Source organism: Roseburia sp. OM02-15 (assembly GCF_003481835.1).
Lineage (GTDB): Bacteria > Bacillota > Clostridia > Lachnospirales > Lachnospiraceae > Eubacterium_I > Eubacterium_I ramulus_A.
Genome location: NZ_QULX01000013.1, coordinates 45,687 through 64,495, shown reverse-complemented (window position 1 = coordinate 64,495; position 18,809 = coordinate 45,687). Strand labels below are relative to the sequence as shown.

Sequence of the window (18,809 nt, the reverse complement as noted above, 5' to 3'; positions counted from 1 at the left end):
AAAATAAACACAGGAGGAAGAAACAATGGCAGTAAAATACGTATTTGTTACCGGCGGAGTAGTATCCGGACTTGGAAAGGGAATCACTGCCGCATCACTTGGACGTCTGTTAAAAGCACGCGGATACAAAGTGACCATGCAGAAATTTGACCCATATATCAACATTGATCCGGGAACTATGAACCCGATTCAGCACGGTGAGGTTTTCGTTACCGAGGATGGTGCTGAGACAGACCTGGATCTGGGACATTACGAGCGTTTTATCGACGAGAATCTGAGCAAGAGCTCAAATGTGACAACCGGAAAGGTATACTGGTCCGTATTGCAGAAGGAGCGCCGTGGTGACTATGGCGGTGGAACTGTACAGGTAATCCCGCACATCACAAATGAGATCAAGAGCCGTTTCTTCCGTGATTTTACAACAGAAGAGACACAGATTGCCATCATCGAGGTTGGAGGAACCGTTGGTGATATCGAGAGCCAGCCGTTCCTTGAGGCCATTCGTCAGTTCCAGCATGAAGTTGGACATGAGAATGCGATCCTGATCCATGTAACACTGATCCCGTATCTGTCCGCTTCCGGAGAGTTAAAGACAAAACCGACCCAGGCAAGCGTAAAAGAATTACAGGGAATGGGAATTCAGCCGGACATCATCGTATGCCGTACTGAGCATGAGCTGGATCGTCAGATTCGTGACAAGATCGCATTATTCTGTAACGTACCGAAAAAATGCGTACTGCAGAACCTGGATGTAGAATATTTATATGAAGCTCCGCTTGCAATGGAAAAAGAAAATCTGGCTCAGGTTGCCTGTGAATGCCTGAAACTGGATTGTCCGGAACCGGATCTGACAGACTGGATCGAGATGGTACAGGCTCTGCGCAATCCGAACAAAGAAGTTGAAATTGCACTGGTTGGTAAATACATCCAGTTACATGATGCATATATTTCTGTTGTAGAGGCATTAAAACATGGTGGAATTTTCCAGCATGCGACTGTAAATATCAAATGGGTAGATTCTGAGGAACTCAACGAAGAGAACGTAGACGAAGTTCTTGGCGGTGTACAGGGAATCCTTGTTCCGGGTGGATTTGGTGATCGTGGAATTGACGGCAAGATCACAGCTATCAAATATGCAAGAGAGCATGAAGTACCGTTCCTTGGTCTTTGCCTTGGCATGCAGCTTTCCATCGTTGAGTATGCGCGTCATATCTGCGGACTGGAAGATGCACACAGCATCGAGCTTGATCCGAACACAAGCGCACCGGTGATCGCACTGATGCCGGATCAGAACGGAGTAGAGGATATTGGTGGTACCCTGCGTCTTGGTTCTTATCCTTGTGTTCTTGCAAAAGACAGCAAAGCATATGAGTTATACGGTACAGAGACCATCCATGAGCGTCATCGTCATCGTTACGAGGTTAACAATGATTACCGCGCAATTCTGACTGAGCATGGAATGAAACTCAGCGGTCTTTCACCGGATGGAAGAATCATAGAGATGATCGAGATTCCGTCTCATCCGTGGTTTGTGGCTACACAGGCACATCCGGAGCTGAAATCCAGACCGAACCGTCCACATCCGTTATTCAAAGGTTTTGTGGAAGCTGCTATTGAGTACAAAAATGAATAATACTGATTTTATTCAGTCCAAGGAGTCCCGGATGAGAAGCTGCATCTGGGGCTTCTTTTATAAATATTTTATAAAAATCAAGAAAAGTTCACGATTATATTATTGATTTCTATACAGAATAACCATATAATAAAACAATGCAGGTCGGGCATTTTTGTAATAGGGAATGCAGGCAGGCATAGGGGAAACCAGAGAAAGGATTGTGTATACAGTTCCTTCCCGGTTTGACGGAAGCGATAAATGACCTGTCAGACCAGAGCCGGATATACACAGGAATGAGAGAGATAATAAGAATGGACGAGAACAGAGGAAACAACCAGGGAGGAAATAACAAAGGGCGCAAAAATGGTCAGAACATGCTTTGGTTTGTTCTTGCGACCGTTGTGGTACTTCTCCTTGTAACAATGATTACAAATGGAATTGGAAGTCTGACGAATCAGGAGATCACATATTCTGAATTTCAGACCATGGTAAAGGAACATAAGGTAAAAAGTGTTGTCATTACCAACAGTCAGATCGATATTGAACCGGTAGAGGACAAGAAGAGCCTGTATCAGGTAACTTATTATACGGTAAACTTAAAGGATGACCGTATGTATGAATTATTGGATGAGTACGGCGTTGATTATACCGGTAAGAATAATACAACATCTGCCTGGGTATATCAGATCCTGAGTTTTGTAATTCCGGTCGCTTTAGTATGGATCCTGCTTGGATTTGCCATGCGGAAAATGGGCGGCGGAGGCGGCGTCATGGGCGTTGGCAAGAGCAATGCCAAAATGTATGTGGAAAAATCAACCGGTGTTACCTTCCGCGATGTAGCGGGACAGGATGAGGCAAAAGAGTCTCTGCAGGAGGTAGTAGATTTCCTGCATAATCCACAGAAATATACAGCCATCGGTGCAAAACTGCCGAAAGGAGCGTTATTAGTAGGACCTCCTGGTACCGGTAAGACGTTACTGGCAAAAGCAGTTGCAGGTGAGGCGGGCGTACCGTTCTTCTCACTGGCAGGTTCCGATTTTGTAGAGATGTTCGTTGGTGTCGGCGCATCCCGTGTTCGTGACCTGTTCAAAGAAGCACAGAAACAGGCACCGTGTATTATTTTCATCGATGAGATTGATGCTATCGGTAAAAGCCGTGACAGCCATTACGGCGGCGGAAACGATGAGCGTGAGCAGACATTGAACCAGTTACTGGCAGAGATGGATGGTTTTGATACTTCCAAAGGTCTGCTGATCCTGGCAGCTACCAACCGTCCGGAAGTACTGGATAAGGCACTTTTGAGACCGGGACGTTTTGACCGTCGTATCATCGTTGACAAACCGGATCTGAAAGGTCGTGTGGAGACACTTCGTGTACATTCCAAGGACGTTAAAATGGATGATTCCGTAGATCTGGAAGCAATCGCACTGGCAACTGCCGGATGTGTAGGTTCCGATCTTGCAAATATGATCAATGAGGCAGCTATCAATGCGGTTAAGAATGGCAGACAGTATGTGACACAGGCAGATTTATTTGAGTCTGTAGAGGTTGTCATTGCCGGTAAAGAGAAAAAAGACCGTATCATGGGACCAAAAGAAAAACGTCTGGTGGCATACCATGAGGTTGGTCATGCATTAGTTACTGCATTACAGAAAGATGCAGAGCCGGTACAGAAGATTACAATTGTGCCGCGTACGATGGGATCTCTGGGTTACACCCTGCAGATGCCGGAGGAAGAGAAATATCTGGAAACCAAAGCAGAGCTGGAAGCGCGTCTGGTTACTTACATGGGTGGTCGTGCCGCAGAGGAGATCATGTGTGATTCTGTGACAACAGGAGCATCCAATGATATCGAGATGGCTACAAGAATTGCCCGCGCAATGGTAACACAGTTTGGTATGTCTGATGAATTTGGTCTGATGGGTGTAGAATCTGTAGAGAACAGATACTTAGATGGTCGTGCCGTAACAAACTGCGGTGATGAGACCATTGCAAAAGTCGATGAAGTTGTAAAAGTAATGCTTCAGAAGGCTTACGACACAGCAAAAGAAATGCTGTTAAGCCATCGCGATGTACTGGAGCGGATTGCTGGATATCTGTATGAACATGAGACCATCACCGGAAAAGAGTTCATGGATATCTTCAAAGAGATGACAGAAGGGAACCAGCCAATCGATGTAGAGGCAGAAGAAGTAACTGCACAGACAGATACACAGTCTGCACCGATCAAGGAAAATGAGACAGAGTTTTCCGGAAATGAGCCGGTTGCACCGGATGAGGCTTTTGAGGAGTAAGAAAACAAAAACGGTCGGATATCCGATTGTGGGATAAAAAAGTAATAATATGACAGAAACGGTCAGAGTAGAGAAGCAATTTTCTGCCCTGACCGTTTGGGGATTTCAAGAGGATTGAAAAAACTTATGGGAACAGAGAAACTATTTGATATTCAGGAAGAACTGAAAAAACTGCCGGATCATCCGGGCGTGTATCTTATGCATGATGACCGGGACGCGATCATTTATATCGGAAAAGCCATCAGTCTGCGAAACCGGGTGCGTCAGTATTTTCAGACGAGCCGGAATAAGGGACCAAAGATTGAGAAGATGGTCACGCATATCGATCATTTTGAATATATTCTGACGGACTCCGAGCTGGAAGCACTGGTGCTGGAATGCAATCTGATCAAGGAGCATCGCCCGAAATATAATACGATGTTGAAAGATGATAAGACCTATCCATATATCAAAGTGACGTTAGGTGAGGCTTATCCGCGTGTGCTGTTTTCGCGTTTGATGAAAAAGGATAAATCAAAATATTATGGACCCTACACCAGTGCTGGAGCAGTGAAGGATACCATCGAACTGGTACAGAAGCTGTTTCAGATCCGAACCTGTAACCGGACGCTTCCACGCGATATCGGAAAAGAGCGTCCCTGCCTGAACTATCATATCCATCAGTGCCAGGCACCCTGCCAGGGATATATCTCAAAGGAAGATTACCGTTTACAGATCCGGGGAGCTATGGAACTGCTGAATGGCAATTTTGCACCGGTGATCAAGGATCTGGAAGAAAAGATGAAGGCGGCTTCGGAGGCATTGGAATTTGAAAAAGCTATGGAATACCGGGATCTGCTGACCAGTGTGCGTCAGGTGGCGCAGAAGCAGAAAATCACCAGTTTTGACGGCGAGGATCGCGATATTCTGGCGCTGGCAATGGATGACCGGGATGCGGTTGTGCAGGTGTTTTTCGTCCGGGAAGGCAAGCTGATCGGCAGAGAGCATTTTCATGTGACCATTGGGGCGGAGGATACGAAAAAAGAGGTTCTTTCCACTTTTATCAGTCAATACTATGCGGGAACGCCTTTTGTTCCTAAGGAGATCATGCTGCCGATGGAAATTGATGATGCAAATGTGGTAGCAGAGTGGTTGTCTGCAAAGCGCGGGCAGAAAGTTTATATCCGGGTGCCGAAGAAAGGACAGCGGGAAAAACTGGTAGAACTTGCGGAACAAAATGCGGTGATGGTATTGACTCAGGACAAAGAAAAAATTCGCCGGGAAGAAGGAAGGACCATCGGAGCTGTCAAGGAAATTGCAGATCTGCTGGATCTTGGCTATGTCAAACGAATGGAAGCCTATGATATTTCCAACACGAACGGTTTTGAATCGGTTGGTTCGATGGTCGTTTATGAACGGGGAAAACCTTGCCGAAGCGATTATCGTAAATTTAAGTTAAAGACCGTAACCGGTCCGGACGATTATGCATCCATGCGGGAAGTACTGACACGACGTTTTACTCATGGAATGGAAGAACGGGCACAGAACAAGGAAAAGAATCTGGCGCAGGAATATGGCAGTTTTACAAAATTTCCGGATCTGATTCTGATGGATGGAGGAAAAGGTCAGGTCAATATTGCATTGGAAGTGCTGGATGAATTAAAACTTGCGATTCCGGTTTGTGGTATGGTAAAAGACGACCATCACAGAACCCGTGGTCTGTATTTTAACAATGAGGAAATCCCTATCGACCGGCATTCGGAAGGATTTCGCCTGCTCACCCGGATTCAGGATGAGGCACACCGTTTTGCCATTGAATATCATCGTTCCCTGCGAAGCAAGCAGCAGGTGCGTTCGATTCTGGATGATATTCCGAATATCGGTGAGACACGAAGAAAGGCGCTGATGCGGCAGTTCCAGTCGCTGGAGAAAATTCGGGAAGCATCGGTAGAACAGCTGCGGGAAGTGGATGGCATGAATGAAAAAGCGGCGCAGTCGGTATACCAATTCTTCCATAAGGAGTAAAAAAGTGGTATACTTACTGTACTTATTGGTAGGAACTGTAAAAAATATGTAACAGCTACTAGAGGTTATGCGATTATTCAGGGTAGATAATTTCACTTTGAATCGTTGCCAAATAATACAGAAATGGAGAAAATATAATGCAGGGAGTCAGTGTACAACAGTTAGCGGAAAAAATGAAATTCAAATGTTTTACCCCGTGTGTGGATATGTCAAAACGAATGATCACCACACCGGAGATTAACCGACCGGCATTGGAGCTGGCAGGATATTTTGAACATTTTGCAGAAGAACGAATCCAGATTATTGGAATGGTAGAGTATTCTTATCTGGAGACTTTATCAGAGGAAGATCGTGAGGATCGTTATCGAAAACTTTTGGGATTTAATGTGCCATGTGTCATTATGTGCCGTGAATATGAGCCGGATGAAGTTGTATTGCGGATTGCAGGGGAGCGTGGGGTTCCAATTCTTAGTTCACCGGATGCAACGTCCAATGTGGCTGCGGAAGCAATTTATTTTCTGACCAGTAAGCTGGCACCGTGCATTTCCATTCATGGTGTACTGGTTGATATTTATGGCGAAGGTGTGCTGATCATGGGCGAGAGTGGTATTGGAAAAAGTGAAGCTGCTCTGGAGCTGATCCGTCGTGGACATCGTCTGGTTACCGATGATGTGGTAGAAATCCGCAAGATCAATAATAATACACTGATCGGAACATCGCCGGATATTACCCGTTATTTTATCGAACTGCGCGGCATCGGAATTATTGATGTAAAGACATTGTTTGGTGTAGAATGTGTCAAGGAACAGCAGACTATTGATCTGGTCATCAAACTGGAAGACTGGAAGAAAGACAAAGAGTACGATCGTCTGGGACTGGAAGAAGAATATACCGAGATTTTGGGCAACAACATCGTGTGTCATTCCATTCCGATTCGTCCGGGACGAAATCTGGCAGTCATCTGTGAGGCAGCAGCTGCAAACCACAGACAGAAAAAGATGGGCTATAATGCGGCAAAAGAATTGTATCGAAGAGTAGAAAATAACCTGAAAAACGGAAATTCTACGGAAATTTAACCGAATCAAGTAAGTCCCCTGCTTCAATTGCGAAAAGCAATAAGCAGTGGGTGGGGACTTGCTTGTATCAGGAGGAGTGCAGGCTCCTTCTGATAAACTGCGGAGCAGTTATTCGGTTATGAGCAAGTAGCGAAGCGGATTGCGAATATCCGCTTGACCCAATGTAAAGAAGTCCCCTGTTTTTACGAGGATAAGGGATTTTGAATGATATTTTTTAATAAAACAAAATTAGAATGTCTGCTTCCCTTTACGGAGCACATTCAAAAGGAGTGTAACAATATGGAACGAAAAAACGCATGGAAAAAATATACAGAGGAAGAAAAAGCAGCAGTATTTGCTTACGGTGAAGAGTACCGTCAGTTTATCTCTGACTGCAAAACAGAGCGCGAGTGTGTCACAGAATTAAAGAAACGTGCAAAAGCAGCAGGATTTCAGGATATGGAAGATGTCATCGCAAATGGCATCACTCTGAAAGCCGGAGACCGTGTATTTGCAGATAACAAAGGTAAAAGTTTTGCTATGTATATCATCGGTAAGAAACCAATGCAGGAAGGTATGAACATCCTTGGCGCACATATCGATTCCCCGCGTCTGGATCTGAAACAGAATCCGTTGTACGAAGATACTGATATGGCATTGCTGGATACTCATTACTATGGCGGTGTAAAAAAATATCAGTGGGTAACACTGCCACTGGCAATGCACGGTGTGATTGCAAAAAAAGACGGTTCTGTCGTAGAGATCAACATCGGTGAGAAACCGGAAGATCCAGTATTTGGTGTCAGCGATCTGCTGATCCACCTTTCCGGAGACCAGATGGAGAAAAAAGGTGCAAAAGTCATCGAAGGTGAGGCACTTGATATTTTAGTTGGAAGCATGCCGCTGGAAGCAAAGACAGAGGAAGAGAAGAAAGTAAAAACTCTGGTACAGGCAAACGTGCTGAAAATTTTAAAAGAGACTTACGGTGTGGAGGAAGAAGATTTCCTTTCTGCTGAAATCGAGATCGTTCCGGCAGGTCAGGCAAGAGATTATGGTTTTGACCGCAGTATGATCATGGGCTATGGTCATGACGATCGCGTGTGTGCATATCCGTCCTTCTCTGCTATTATGGAGATGGAAGCACCGGAGCGCACAAGCGTATGCCTGCTGGTAGATAAAGAGGAGATCGGAAGCGTTGGTGCAACCGGAATGCAGTCCCGTTTCTTCGAAAATATGACTGCAGAAGTAATGAATGCCTGCGGCGATTACTGTGAATTAAAACTGCGCCGTGCATTGCAGAATTCCAAAGTACTTTCTTCTGATGTAAGTGCTGCATTTGATCCGAACTATCCAAGTGTCATGGAGAAGAAAAATGCTGCATACTTTGGAAGAGGTCTGGTATTCAACAAATATACAGGTTCCAGAGGAAAATCCGGTTCCAACGATGCCGGTGCTGAGTATGTAGCTGAGATCCGCAAGATCATGGATGACAATCAGGTATACTTCCAGACCGCAGAACTTGGTAAAGTAGATCAGGGCGGCGGCGGAACCATCGCTTATATCCTTGGAAATTATAATATGCAGGTTATCGACAGTGGTGTGGCAGTACTGAACATGCATGCACCTTGGGAGATCATCAGCAAAGCAGATCTGTATGAAGCAAAATGCGGATATAAAGCATTCCTGAAAGATGCATAAATTGGAGCAGAGTATGAAAAAAGAAATATATGAAACGTTATGTCAGATCTGTGGTTCCGAACAGGTATTTTGTGAGGAATCTATGAGCCGGCATACGACATTTCGAACCGGTGGACCGGCAGATATTCTGGTGACACCGAAGGCAGAACAGATCAGTGAGATTCTTGCCCTGTGCAAAGAGAAACAGATTCCGTGGACGGTGATCGGAAACGGAAGTAATTTGCTGGTGGGCGATGGCGGTATCCGCGGCATTGTTCTGGAAATCGGTAAACAGATGTCAGAGATTTCCATTGAGGGAACAAAAATCACAGCAGGAGCAGGTGCGATGCTTTCTGCCATCGCATCAAAAGCTGCCGCGCAGGAACTGACCGGTCTGGAATTTGCATCCGGAATTCCGGGAAGCCTTGGCGGAGCAGTTGTGATGAATGCAGGCGCTTACGGCGGAGAGATGAAGGACGTTCTGACAGAAGTAACGGTGCTGACACCGGAGGGAACGTTTCTGACGCTTCCGGTGGCAGAACTGGATCTGTCTTACCGGCACAGCATCATTCCGGAACGTGGATATCTGGTGGTATCTGCTGTTCTGGAGCTGCATCCGGGCAAAGCAGAAGAAATTCGTGCGGTCATGGAAGATCTGAAAGAAAAACGTGTGAGCAAACAACCGTTGGAGTATCCGAGTGCAGGCAGTACGTTTAAACGTCCGGAAGGATATTTTGCAGGAAAACTGATTCAGGATGCGGGACTTCGCGGCTTTCAGGTAGGCGGCGCCCAGGTATCCGAAAAACACTGTGGATTCGTGATCAACCGGGATCATGCCACATCGGCAGATATCTGTAATTTGATGAATCAGGTTTCTGAAATTGTTTTTGAAAAATTCGGTGTGCGTCTGGAAGCAGAAGTGAAGAAAATCGGGGAGTTTTAGCACGTTAGAAAAGTCGGAAAGAAGTTTTTGGCGAACAAGATTCGTGAAAGTCAGGACGACTGGAAAATAGGACATCAGGAGTAAGGTGAACAGTATGGAATATGTAATCGTGACAGGAATGTCGGGGGCAGGAAAATCAACTGCGTTAAAAATTATGGAGGATATCGGATATTTTTGCGTGGATAATTTTCCTATCCCACTGCTGGAAAAGTTTGTGGAATTTGCTGATTCCGGGGAAACACAGTTTCAGCGGATCGCTTTTGGTATGGACATCCGAAATGGAGAGGCATTACAGCAGTTATCCGGAATCATTCAGAATCTGCGTGCACGGGGAAATTGTGTGCAGATTTTATTTATGGATGCATCGGATGAAGTGCTGGTCAAACGATACAAGGAAACCCGTCGGGCACATCCGCTGGCAGGAACTGACCGGGTGGAAAAAGGAATCGAGTTGGAACGTAAGCAGGTAAAATTCCTGAAGGAGATGGCAGATTATATCATTGATACCAGTCAGCTCCTGACCAGAGAATTAAATGCTGCCATCGGTGATATTTTCCTTGGACATCAGGAATATGACAATATCTATCTGACAATCCTGTCTTTTGGATTCAAGTATGGGATTCCGGCAGATGCAGATCTGGTATTTGATGTGCGTTTTTTGCCGAATCCCTATTATCTGGAAGAACTGCGTCCAAAAACCGGAAATGATCCGGAGATTCAGCAGTTTGTTATGAATAGCCCGGAGGCGGGAGAATTTTTGGACAAATTGGAAGATATGGTGCGTTTCCTGATCCCTAATTATATCAAAGAAGGGAAAAATCGCCTGGTGATTGCGATTGGGTGCACCGGTGGAAAGCACCGTTCGGTTACATTGACGAATGCACTTTACGAGAGATTAAAGAAAAATCAGAAATATGGTTTGCGGGTAGAACACCGCGATATTGATAAAGACGCAAAGCGTGGAAAGTAGTTGAGGAAGTAATATGTCTTTTTCTGGAGAGATGAAGGAGGAGATTGCCCGTCTGATTCCGATGCAGGAAGCGGATGTACGGGCAGAACTTTCCGCCATTATTCGTTTCTGTGGAAGAATTATACGGTTGGAGGACAGTGTGGCGGTTCTGGTGGAAACGGAAAATGTGGCACTGGCAAAGACGTTTGTAAAACTGATCAAGAAAGCATTTGACATTCAGGTGCAGCTGGAGATACGCAGACATGGAGCCGGAAAAAATAATCAGTATTTTATATTGTTGTCGGAGCGACCGGAGGATATGCTTTATTCGGAGGAACTTCCGGAGCGGCAGAAACTCCAGCAGGCGCTGCGGGATATTTGTATCTGGAGTGCACAGGCAGAACCGCGGGACTTGCTGCAGACGTTAGGAAGCAAGCGTGCTTATATCAGAGGGGCATTTCTTTGTGCCGGTTCTATGAGTGATCCGGGCAAATCCTATCACTTTGAGATTGTTTGCGAGGATGAACAGACAGCAGCATTTTTAAAAGAACAGATGGCAGCATTTTTTGTACATGCAAAGATTATTCTGCGAAAGCAGAAATACATTTTGTATCTGAAAGACAGTGAGGAGATCATTCAGATCCTGAATGTGATGGAAGCACACAAGTCCCTGATGGAACTGGAAAATATTCGTATTATCAAGGAAATGCGAAACAGTGCAAACAGGCAGTCCAACTGTGACTCTGCCAATATTAATAAAATGGTGCGTACGGCAGCGCGGCAGGTGGAAGACATTCGGTATATTGAGGAAACTATCGGATTAGAGCAGCTTGCCCCGGCATTACGGGAAATGGCGCAGGTACGTCTGGATAATCCGGATGTATCTTTACAGGAACTTGGAACCTATCTGGATCCGCCAGTTGGAAAATCAGGCGTGAACCACCGGCTGAGAAAACTGAAAGAGATTGCAGAAGGCTTAAGGACTGAGGAGGGTGAATAGAAATGGATAAGAAAAAATTATTATTTATATTTAATCCGCATTCCGGAAAAGGACAGATTCGAATGCAGTTGGTGTCCATCGTTGATACTTTTGTCAAAAATGGATATGAGGTTACCATCTATCCGACACAGGAAAAGGAAGATGCAGTCCATAAAGTGGAAGAACAGGCAGAAGAATATGATCTGGTTGTGTGCAGTGGCGGTGATGGAACTTTGGATGAGGTTGTTACCGGCATGATGCGATGTGATGGCATCGTTCCCATCGGTTATATTCCGGCGGGAAGTACCAATGATTTTGCCCAGTCTTTAAAAATTCCCAAAAATATGCTGCGTGCAGCTGAGATTGCCGTCAGTGGCCGGCAGTTTCCCTGTGATGTAGGTGTTTTCAATGAGGATAATTTTGTATATATTGCAGCTTTCGGCTTATTTACAGATGTGTCTTATATGACAAACCAGAAGCTGAAAAATATTTTTGGGCATGTGGCTTATATTCTGGAGAGCGCAAAACGATTGTACGATATTCCATCCTACTATCTGGAAGTGGAAGTAAATGGTGAGACGATCCGGGACGAGTTTATCTATGGTATGATCACAAATTCTGTTTCTGTAGGCGGCATGAAAAACATGACAGGAAATAACGTAAAACTGGATGACGGTGAATTCGAGGTGACATTGATCAGGATGCCTCAGAATCCGATCCAGTTAAATGAGATCTTGTCTAATCTGGTGATGCCGAAGGATATAGAGACACCTTATATTTATACTTACAAGACGGATCATATTCGATTAAAATGCGAAGACTATGTACCGTGGACGCTGGATGGAGAGTTTGGCGGAGATCATAAAGAGGTAGAAATTTATAACCACTGTCGCAGAATTACCTTTATGGTAGAGTAATCTTGAAAGGACGTTTTGCGAATGGCGCGTGTGAACGGCAGCATTTTGATAGATTTTTATATGTCAGGTAAAAAATAGGACTTCCATTTTTTATCTGATAAGGTTATAATGTTATTATATTAACAATATTTTTTTAAACAAATGGAGGATCTCATTATGTTAGTTTCAGCAAAAGAAATGCTTGAAAAAGCAAAAGCAGGTCACTATGCAGTTGGTCAGTTCAATATCAACAACCTTGAGTGGACAAAAGCAATTCTGTTAACCGCTCAGGAGAATAACTCTCCGGTTATTCTTGGTGTATCTGAAGGTGCCGGCAAATACATGGCAGGCTACAAGACGATTGTTGGTATGGTAAACGGAATGCTGGAAGAGTTAAATATCACAGTTCCGGTTGCATTACATCTGGATCACGGCAGCTATGAAGCTTGCTACAAATGTATCGACGCTGGTTTTTCATCTGTAATGTTTGACGGTTCTCATTATCCGATCGAGGAGAACGTTGCCAAGACAAAAGAGCTTGTTGCTGTTTGCAAAGAGAAAGGATTATCTCTTGAGGCAGAAGTTGGTTCCATCGGTGGCGAGGAAGACGGCGTAATCGGAATGGGTGAGTGTGCTGATCCGGAAGAGTGTAAAGCAATCGCTGATCTTGGGGTAACAATGCTTGCAGCAGGTATCGGTAACATTCACGGAAAATATCCGGAAAACTGGGCAGGCTTAAGCTTTGAGACTCTGGATGCTATCCAGCAGAAGACAGGCGATATGCCGTTAGTACTTCATGGTGGTACAGGTATTCCGGATGACATGATCAAGAAAGCAATTTCTCTTGGTGTTGCAAAGATCAACGTAAATACAGAGTGCCAGCTTGTATTCGCTGAAGCTACAAGAAAATATATCGAAGAGGGCAAAGACTTAGTAGGTAAAGGATTCGATCCTAGAAAAGTACTTGCTCCAGGTTTTGAGGCTATCAAAGCTAAAGTAAAAGAGAAAATGGAAATTTTTGGTTCTATCGACAAAGCCTGAGAATTTGTAAAAAGTTACGAAAAATTAGCATTTTACAACTCATAATTGTTGAAATGGACAAAAATGTTTTTGGCCTCTTGCAATTTTCAGAATTTTGTACTATGTTAATTGCAAGACATGAATACGTGCTGAACAAGGGTGTTCCAACAAATGGTGGAATACCCTTTTCTGCTATAAAAAGATAAAATTGATCATTTAGCCAAATAATCTGATGAATAGTTATTTCGGATATGAACAGGCAGCATAAGCGGATGGAAAAACGCTTACTTATAGCAGAATTGTCCCGGATACATAAAAAGATGAGAACGGGCAGATCAGTATATACTCAGGGGACTGTAAAAATATGAGAAAAGAGAGGAATCAAGAAGATGAGTGAATATTTCAAAGTCACTGATATTTTCGGTGAAAATGTATTCAATGATACTGTGATGAAGGAAAGACTTCCGAAGAAAGTGTATCAGAAATTGCAGGAGACCATCAAAGAGGGAACAGATCTGGATCTTGCAACTGCAGACATTATTGCACATGAAATGAAGGAATGGGCAATCGAGCAGGGCGCAACACATTATACCCATTGGTTCCAGCCGCTGACCGGTGTGACAGCAGAGAAACATGATTCATTTATCACTGCTCCGAATGAGCAGGGTAAAGTACTGATGAGCTTTTCCGGTAAAGAGCTGATCAAAGGTGAGCCGGATGCATCTTCTTTCCCGTCCGGAGGACTTCGTGCGACATGCGAGGCAAGAGGATATACAGCCTGGGATTGTACATCCTATGCATTTGTAAGACATGATGCAGCAGGTGCAACACTTTGTATTCCGACAGCTTTCTGCTCCTATACAGGTGAGGCATTGGATCAGAAGACACCACTGCTTCGTTCCATGCAGGCAATCAACACACAGGCATTACGTTTACTGAAATTATTCGGAAATACAACTTCTAAAAAAGTTACTCCATCTGTTGGTTCCGAGCAGGAGTATTTCCTGGTAGATAAAGAAAAATATTTAAGAAGAAAAGACCTGATCTACACCGGTCGTACCTTATTTGGTTCCATGCCGGCAAAAGGACAGGAAATGGATGACCATTATTTCGGAAGCATCCGTCCACGTATCGCTGCATTTATGAAAGATGTTAATGAAGAACTGTGGAAACTGGGTGTTCCGGCAAAAACACAGCATAACGAGGTTGCTCCGGCACAGCATGAGCTGGCACCGATCTATGAGACCTGTAACCTGGCTCTGGATCACAACCATCTGGTTATGGAAGTACTGAAAAAGAAAGCAAACGAGCATGGACTTCAGTGCCTGCTTCATGAGAAACCATTTGACGGTGTCAATGGATCCGGTAAACATGATAACTGGTCTATCACAACAGATGATGGTATCAACTTATTAGAGCCTGGTAAAACGCCGCATGAGAACATTCAGTTTCTTCTGGTACTTGCCTGCATCTTAAAAGCAGTCGATAATCATGCTGATCTTCTTCGCTGGTCTGCAGCAGATGTTGGAAATGATCACAGACTTGGCGCGAATGAGGCACCGCCTGCCATTGTTTCCGTATTCCTTGGCGAGCAGCTTGACGATGTGATTTCTCAGCTGATCAGTACCGGTTCTGCTACACACTCCTTAAAAGGTGGTGTATTACAGACAGGTGTAGCTTCTCTGCCGGATCTTGCAAAAGATGCAACAGACCGAAACAGAACATCACCGTTTGCATTTACAGGAAACAAATTCGAGTTCCGTATGGTTGGTTCCCAGGATTCTATCTCTGCACCGAATGTTGTATTAAATACCATCGTGGCAGAGGCATTTGAGGAAGTTTGTGATGAACTGGAAACAGCAGAAGATGTCAACGAAAAAGCACATGATCTGATTAAAAAATATCTGACAGAGCACCAGAGAATTATCTTCAATGGTGACGGATATTCTGATGCATGGGTAGCTGAGGCAGAGCGCAGAGGCTTACCAAATATCAGATCTATGGTTGATGCAATTCCTGCACTGACCACAGATAAAGCAATCAATATGTTTGAAAAATTCGGCGTATTTACAAAAGCTGAGTTAGAGTCCCGTGAAGAGATTCAGTATGAAATCTATGCAAAAGAGATCAATATTGAAGCAAGAGCGATGATCAATATCACAAACAAGACATTGATTCCGGCAGTGATCAAATATATCACATCTCTGGCAGAATCCATCAATGCGGTAAAAGCAGCCTGCGATTGCGATATCAGTGTACAGACAGAACTGCTTCAGGAAGCATCCGGATTATTATCTGATGCAAAAGTGGCGCTGGCAAAACTGGAAGAAGTGACAGACAAAGGTCTGACCATGGAAGATGGTGCTGAGCGTGCAGCTTATTATCGGGATGAAGTTACAACTGCAATGGCAGAACTTCGTGCGCCGATTGATAAACTGGAGATTATTGTGGACAAGAAAGTATGGCCAATGCCATCTTATGGCGATCTCATCTTTGAGGTTTAAGAAACGGTATTATCTAATCCCCTTAGTTAGTATATACATCAATCGAAAAAGAACCGGAAGTCAAATTCCGGTTCTTTTTCATTTGGCAGAAACTTTTGTGAAAGGTTCTGATTTTAACTTTAAACGTCTGTTTTTTAATAAGATATAAAGTGCAGCCAGTGCGAAGCTGAGCGCAGAGGTGATCAGAAAATCGTCAATGCCATGATCCTTATGTTTATACAGCAGCTTATAGTAAATGCTCCAGACATACATGTGAATCAGATACAGGATCATACTGGAATGCCGCATAAAATGATAAATACGGTGCTTTTTTAGGGAAAGATTTTCTACAATACCAAAAAAGCTGACGGAAATAATAACCAGAAGACAGGCATCGACAACAGATACATGGATCAGAAAGCTGGCAATGCATCCGGCGAGAAGCAGGATTCTGTTCAGCAGAGCTGGAAGTTTTCGGTAGGCAAGCAACATTCCCAGAGGAAGATAAATTCCACCGGTAAAAATACGTCCGTGCTGTACCGTATTGTGTATAATCGGTAAAAGTGCCTGCATAGTTGTCGGAAAGTGGTCCGGAGAAGCGATCAGTGCGTCAATGGTAAAACTGATGACCGCGGAAATTCCACTTACCAGCAAAAATGTTACAGGTGGAGCTTTGCATTTTAACAGCAGATACAAAACTCCAAGTGTATAAAAAGTCGACAGAAGATACCATAACGGCCAGGAATTATACTGTTGACCGACAAAGAAGAATCCCTGAATGTAGAGCTGAATCGCACGATGCAATGTTTTTCCGGTGGCAACAAAATGCCAGAGTGCCATTGGGAGATATAAAAGTGTCCAAAGCAGGTACATTTTTAAGATCTTTGTCATATAACGTCTGATTTTTGAAAGGTCTTCCTGTCTGGAAAATGGGAACAGCAATTTGGCTGCCAGCAAATATCCGGAGGCAAGGAAGAAAAATGGAACTGCCATGGACAGAAACAGGTATCCGATTCTGGACATGGCAGTATTGCTGCAGTCAACCAGTGGATCCGTGTGAATTGCAATGACTGCGAATGCCATGATAAATTTACACAGATCCAGACTGTATTTTTCTACAGGTCTGTTATTTGATTGATTCATTATACCCGTCGGATTCCTTTATCTGTAAATTCAATCAGACGTTCTTTGTAAAGATGTCCTACGGCACGCTTAAATGCGTTTTTACTCATGTGAGCTTCGCGTTTGATAATCTCCGGTGAAGCTTTGTCATTAAATGGAAGGACTCCGCCGTACTCATCAATGATTCTTAATACATCTTCAGCATCTTTGTTCATCTGAACATAAGCTTTTGCGCGAATGGTCAGATCCAGTTTTCCATCCGGTTTGCGGTTTGTGACGTTTGCTTCGATGATATCACCGATCTTTAATGCAGTAGTGTTCTCAAATCCCGGGATGCGGGCAGAATATTTGTCATCTACTGCGACGAAGGTACCGAAGTTGTCACTGAATTCGTATACACGACCGGTTACCGTGTCTCCCTTTTTGTATGGAGAATCAGTGGAGAGCAGATGGTAAATACCTTCCATGGTGGCACAGAGACGATTACTTTTATCTATATAAAGAGTAACAAGTACTTCGTCGCCTTCTCTGACCTTACGAAGCTGTTCTTTAAAAGGAAGCAAAAGATCTTTTTCCAGTCCCCAGTCAAGGAATGCGCCGATCTGTGTTACCTGAACAACTTTCAGAACGGCAAAACCGCCCAGTGTCAGTTTTGGCTCATTTGTAGTGGCAATCAGACGATCCTTGGAGTCTTTATATAAGAAGACTTCCAGTTTGTCGTGCAGCTTTGTTCCTTCCGGAACCTGTTTTGCCGGGAGCAGTACGCGGGTTTCGTCATCCTGCTGCTCTGCAAGGTAAACGCCGAAGTCTACCTGTTTTACTACGGTAAGTGTCTGTTTTTCTCCTAATTTCATGTTGTGTATCCGTCCTTTCTGGTGGCGTAAAATATTTTGATAATTATATGTTATTTCTTATTTTATTTCTATACGTACGTTGCATTACTTATATCATATAGAAAGATGTTTTAAATATGACATATATATATTCTGCATATATGTCAGCTTTGAAATTCTACAATGGCATAAGGTATGCCATCCGCATCATTCAGGGACACTTTCAGGGTATCACCTTCCTGATGATAGAATGGATAAATCGTATCGCCGTGTACGGCGGAATTACGATATTCTACCCGAAGCTGACGGATGATAAAACCATCCGGCAGACATTCCATAGCCATTGGCACATAGCGCTCATTGTTGACATGATTGTTGGAATCAATGTCGTATTTGTGCACCTGAATCGGGCTAAGGCTAATGCCCTCTGTGACAGGGGCAATTTTGCGGGATGCTTCTTCCATAGGAATTGCCGGTTCGCAGGCATAAAGGTCGCTGACTTCCTTTGGAATCCGTTCCGGGCGACCGGTTTTGATATTCATGTAGATCCAGTTTGTGTTGGAATAAGCCAGAATATTGCCCTCTGCATCCTCCATTTTGAAATTACGGTATCCGAAAAAAGCTTTCCAGCCGTGTGCCCAGGTACTGATCGTGATTTCTTCACCAAATCTTGGATAACGGTTGATGATGATCTGCCAGGAAGAAAGAATCCAGGCATATCCCTGTTCCATCATGACTTCGATACTCTGTCCGATAGAATCGGAGTGGAAAGTACTGCAATCCTGAAAATAGTTGATAATGGATGGCGGTGTCATATTGAGGTGACTGTCTACCTCACTGAATCTGACGCGGCTTTTAAACTGATACATGAAAATCGTCCTCCTTAAAAATACAGGATAGCGGATCGTCCGCAGTTTTGTTAAAAAAAGAAATGCCAGG

Annotated in this window: 14 protein-coding genes; 11 read left to right on the top strand and 3 right to left on the bottom strand. The window is 44.1% G+C overall.

Going from position 1 to position 18,809, the window contains the following annotated elements:
* Positions 1 to 25: 25 nt before the first annotated feature.
* The 11 genes from DXB15_RS12050 to DXB15_RS12000 all read left to right on the top strand — a co-directional run bounded on the left by DXB15_RS12050 (position 26) and on the right by DXB15_RS12000 (position 15,936).
* The gene (locus DXB15_RS12050) at positions 26 to 1,633 is read left to right on the top strand and encodes a CTP synthase (RefSeq protein WP_118703077.1); all 1,608 of its coding nucleotides are present in this window, start codon (positions 26 to 28) and stop codon (positions 1,631 to 1,633) included.
* Positions 1,634 to 1,926: 293 nt separating this feature from the next.
* Entirely contained in the window at positions 1,927 to 3,909 is a 1,983-nt protein-coding gene (ftsH, locus tag DXB15_RS12045) for an ATP-dependent zinc metalloprotease FtsH (protein WP_118703076.1), read from the top strand.
* Between the two features lie 126 nt (positions 3,910 to 4,035).
* A complete protein-coding gene (gene uvrC / locus DXB15_RS12040; protein WP_118703075.1) occupies positions 4,036 to 5,913 on the top strand; it encodes an excinuclease ABC subunit UvrC in 1,878 nt (625 codons plus the stop codon).
* A 137-nt stretch (positions 5,914 to 6,050) separates the two neighbouring features.
* On the top strand, positions 6,051 to 6,989 hold the full coding sequence (hprK, locus tag DXB15_RS12035) for an HPr(Ser) kinase/phosphatase (RefSeq protein WP_109216566.1): 939 nt from the start codon (positions 6,051 to 6,053) through the stop codon (positions 6,987 to 6,989).
* A 279-nt stretch (positions 6,990 to 7,268) separates the two neighbouring features.
* Positions 7,269 to 8,666, top strand: a complete 1,398-nt coding sequence (locus DXB15_RS12030) for an aminopeptidase (RefSeq protein ID WP_109216706.1) — start codon at positions 7,269 to 7,271, stop codon at positions 8,664 to 8,666.
* Between the two features lie 13 nt (positions 8,667 to 8,679).
* Positions 8,680 to 9,588, top strand: coding sequence for a UDP-N-acetylmuramate dehydrogenase (gene murB, locus DXB15_RS12025; protein ID WP_118703074.1), 909 nt, complete (start codon positions 8,680 to 8,682; stop codon positions 9,586 to 9,588).
* 94 nt (positions 9,589 to 9,682) lie between these two features.
* Positions 9,683 to 10,558 carry an RNase adapter RapZ gene (gene rapZ, locus DXB15_RS12020; protein ID WP_109216707.1) on the top strand — a complete coding sequence of 292 codons (876 nt, stop codon included), beginning with the start codon at positions 9,683 to 9,685 and terminating at the stop codon, positions 10,556 to 10,558.
* Between the two features lie 13 nt (positions 10,559 to 10,571).
* Positions 10,572 to 11,537 (top strand): DNA-binding protein WhiA, encoded by a 966-nt coding sequence (whiA, locus tag DXB15_RS12015; protein ID WP_109216708.1) that lies wholly within the window; start codon positions 10,572 to 10,574, stop codon positions 11,535 to 11,537.
* 2 nt (positions 11,538 to 11,539) lie between these two features.
* The gene (locus tag DXB15_RS12010; protein ID WP_109216709.1) at positions 11,540 to 12,433 is read left to right on the top strand and encodes a diacylglycerol/lipid kinase family protein; all 894 of its coding nucleotides are present in this window, start codon (positions 11,540 to 11,542) and stop codon (positions 12,431 to 12,433) included.
* A gap of 156 nt (positions 12,434 to 12,589) precedes the next feature.
* Complete coding sequence (gene fba / locus DXB15_RS12005) at positions 12,590 to 13,453, top strand: class II fructose-1,6-bisphosphate aldolase (RefSeq protein WP_118703073.1); 864 nt, start codon at positions 12,590 to 12,592, stop codon at positions 13,451 to 13,453.
* 368 nt (positions 13,454 to 13,821) lie between these two features.
* Positions 13,822 to 15,936: a glutamine synthetase III family protein gene (locus DXB15_RS12000; RefSeq protein ID WP_118703072.1), complete on the top strand. Its 2,115-nt coding sequence runs from the start codon at positions 13,822 to 13,824 to the stop codon at positions 15,934 to 15,936.
* A gap of 78 nt (positions 15,937 to 16,014) precedes the next feature.
* Here DXB15_RS12000 and DXB15_RS11995 read toward each other — a convergent pair whose 3' ends face one another.
* The 3 genes from DXB15_RS11995 to DXB15_RS11985 all read right to left on the bottom strand — a co-directional run bounded on the left by DXB15_RS11995 (position 16,015) and on the right by DXB15_RS11985 (position 18,739).
* Entirely contained in the window at positions 16,015 to 17,058 is a 1,044-nt protein-coding gene (locus tag DXB15_RS11995) for an acyltransferase family protein (protein WP_118703071.1), read from the bottom strand.
* On the bottom strand, positions 17,058 to 17,891 hold the full coding sequence (locus tag DXB15_RS11990) for a CvfB family protein (protein WP_109216714.1): 834 nt from the start codon (positions 17,889 to 17,891) through the stop codon (positions 17,058 to 17,060). Before DXB15_RS11990 ends, DXB15_RS11995 begins: the two co-directional genes overlap by 1 nt.
* Positions 17,892 to 18,034: 143 nt before the next feature.
* The gene (locus DXB15_RS11985; protein ID WP_118703070.1) at positions 18,035 to 18,739 is read right to left on the bottom strand and encodes an acyl-[acyl-carrier-protein] thioesterase; all 705 of its coding nucleotides are present in this window, start codon (positions 18,737 to 18,739) and stop codon (positions 18,035 to 18,037) included.
* Positions 18,740 to 18,809 lie beyond the last annotated feature (70 nt).